General features: G+C 40.8%; 3 protein-coding genes. 1 reads left to right on the forward strand and 2 read right to left on the reverse strand.

All coding sequences use genetic code 11. From position 1 onward, the window contains the following. On the reverse strand, positions 1-756 hold a 756-nt coding region (locus ACEW8U_RS17715), incomplete at its 3' end, for a phosphatase domain-containing protein (protein WP_373523388.1). A gap of 161 nt (positions 757-917) precedes the next feature. After that, complete coding sequence (locus ACEW8U_RS17720; protein WP_373523389.1) at positions 918-1,865, reverse strand: metallophosphoesterase; 948 nt, start codon at positions 1,863-1,865, stop codon at positions 918-920. Positions 1,866-2,053: 188 nt separating this feature from the next. Here ACEW8U_RS17720 and ACEW8U_RS17725 point away from each other — a divergent pair. Next, positions 2,054-2,496 (forward strand): Gfo/Idh/MocA family protein (locus ACEW8U_RS17725; RefSeq protein WP_373523390.1); only part of this gene is annotated, 443 nt, incomplete at its 3' end.

A 2,496-nucleotide genomic window follows, 5' to 3' on the forward strand; every position in this document is an offset into this window, starting at 1 on the left:
ATGGTTGCCCCCACCGGATTTCCAGATATTCCTTAAGTTGACATGAGGGTCTTTTAGCAATAAAGGGCCGTATGGAATATTTCTATAGTTTAGAAAATCCTGTATAAGATCAAAAAGATTCCAGTCGCTGCTGGAAACGTAAAATACCGGATGTTGCCCCTGTTCGGTTAAATGAGCATAAAAATCACTCACTCCTGGAAATGGCCTTCGGGTATAGGCATTCTTTGATACTGACAACCAAAGTTTTCTTCCCAATGTAGTGGCGTGTGAAATAATAATTGTGTCATCAATATCTGAGATAATGCCAAGGGAGTGCTTTTCCGGTACCCGTGTAATTTCAATGTGAACAGTTTTTTCTTCGGCTATGAGCCCTTCATCTTCCAATAGAGTCAGCGTGGCTATGTCTGATTTTCCGTCTTTGGGAGCATCTTTGATTGAACGTTTTTCAAAAAGCCCCTCTTCATTACTTACTAAAATCTCATCCAGATCTTGATAAACCAGTCTAACCCGTGCATCGGGGATGCTACTTCCTGCATATCGCCGAATAGATGCCAATATATTCTGCAGGGCATTTTTTTTATTAGAGGGGCGGCTTTGTTTATAGGCTTCGATGACTCTGCCTTTTATAAATATTTCCCTGTCGTTGCCAAAGGCCAGAAATAGCTCCAATCGAACCAGATCCAGCTTTCCTATCTTCCTTTTGAATTTTGAAAAAGCATAGCGAAGCGGGAAAGTTAACCAACGAATAATGTTCATTTGAATATTTGGTTAGCAAAGTATCAAATCCTAGACCAAGAGGATTGAGTATGGAAATGAACTTCTAATTTATGTAATTATTTTTACCTCTTGAATTTATGGCTATGACTTGTAGCTATTTCACCACACTTGAGTTTTAAAAGACGCATCTTCACTACAAATCATACATCATATTCCACATATTTGAAAGTATGGGTACCATCCGCAAAAAGCTCAAATAGTGCATAGCCTTTATTTGTAAGTTCATAAGGTTTATCATTCCACCAATTACCGCAGACAGCACCGCTACAATGGTAATGAACATCGTGGTAAACCAATGTTTCTACCAAATGTATATGTCCGCTGATACAGGTTTTTACATTTTTGTGATTGTAAAAAAGGTTGACCAGTGATTTGGCATCTGTGTGCATCCATGCCCCGGGCACAATCCAATTGCCTGTTTTGGCATTATCCCCATCCAAAAATGGTGTGGCCCCCAGAATCGGAATGTGTGAAATAATCATAATGGGTTTCTCAGAAGGGATGTTTTTTAAGGTTTGCTCCAACCATTCACGCTGAACGGTATCGAGTTTGGCCGTGTACCAACTACCATCTTCCTTCAGGTGGGTACTGTCCAAAACAATAAAATGCCAGCCATTGGACTCAAATGAATAATAGGGACTTTCCATTCCATGTTCCTTCAAAACCCAGGCCTTACCGTGGTATTTTTCTTCATGAGGTGTTTTGCCCCAAACATCATGATTGCCAATGCAATGATACATTTTCAGATCGGGATAGGCGGCTCTGATTTTCCGCCAAACCGTCCATTGGGCTTCAGTTTCCGCTTCAGTTTTATCCAGTGCATCCATAATCAGGTCTCCTCCATTTACAAAAAAATCAATAGACCCTTCATTATTAAGGATTTGGTCAATGCATTTCTTTACACCATCTTCAGCCACCACGTCAGGCAAAAGATGCATATCCGTCACATGCGCAAATCTTAGGACAGGAGTTGTACTTTTTTCTTCTATAACATTGGGGATAGCGCAGCTTACAGGAAGCATGCCCGCTCCGACTGCACTCAAACCCATGACTTGCAGTAGGTTTCTACGTGTAATTTTGTTTTTCATAAATCAGGTCAATTTTATGTTATGCAAACCTTTCCGTTGATTTTCAAAGCTTCCTTCTGATAATTTGGATTAGATGGGTAAATTAAGGGATTAATTTTAAAAACCTGATCCTTGAAAGTTAAAAATGACTTTGGATTAAAGCATTTGGAAAGCCAAAACCTTTCAAAAATCCCCTTAATAACCAAAATATGTCCACCAATCGAAGAGACTTTCTGAAAACCGGAGCCACTGCTGCTCTATGCCTATCCAGCTTCACCTTGATTTCCCCCCATGTCCTAGGCAAATCCATGGGCTATGTTGCGCCCTCTGACAAGGTCAACCTGGCCTGTGTAGGAATCGGCAACCGGGGAAATGAAATCATCAAGGAGCTGAATAAAACCGGCCTTTGTAATATCGTGGCCCTTTGTGATGTTGATATGGGTGCAACTCAAACTTTGGAAATCATGAATATGTTTCCAAATGCAAAAAAGTATCATGATTTCCGGAAAATGTTTGATGAAATAGGCGGTGATTTTGATGCGGTAAGCATTGCCACGCCCGACTTTTCCCACTTCCCTGTGACGATGATGGCATTGGCTGAAGGAAAGCATGTTTATGTAGAAAAACCAATGGCGCGCACCTTCCAGGAAGT

Source organism: Aquiflexum sp. (genome assembly GCF_041751335.1).
Lineage (GTDB): Bacteria > Bacteroidota > Bacteroidia > Cytophagales > Cyclobacteriaceae > Aquiflexum.

Coding starts and splice junctions, on each gene's coding strand:
- ACEW8U_RS17720 (WP_373523389.1), bottom strand. CDS start 1,865: ATGAAAAACAAAATTACACGTAGAAACCTACTGCAAGTCATGGGTTTG.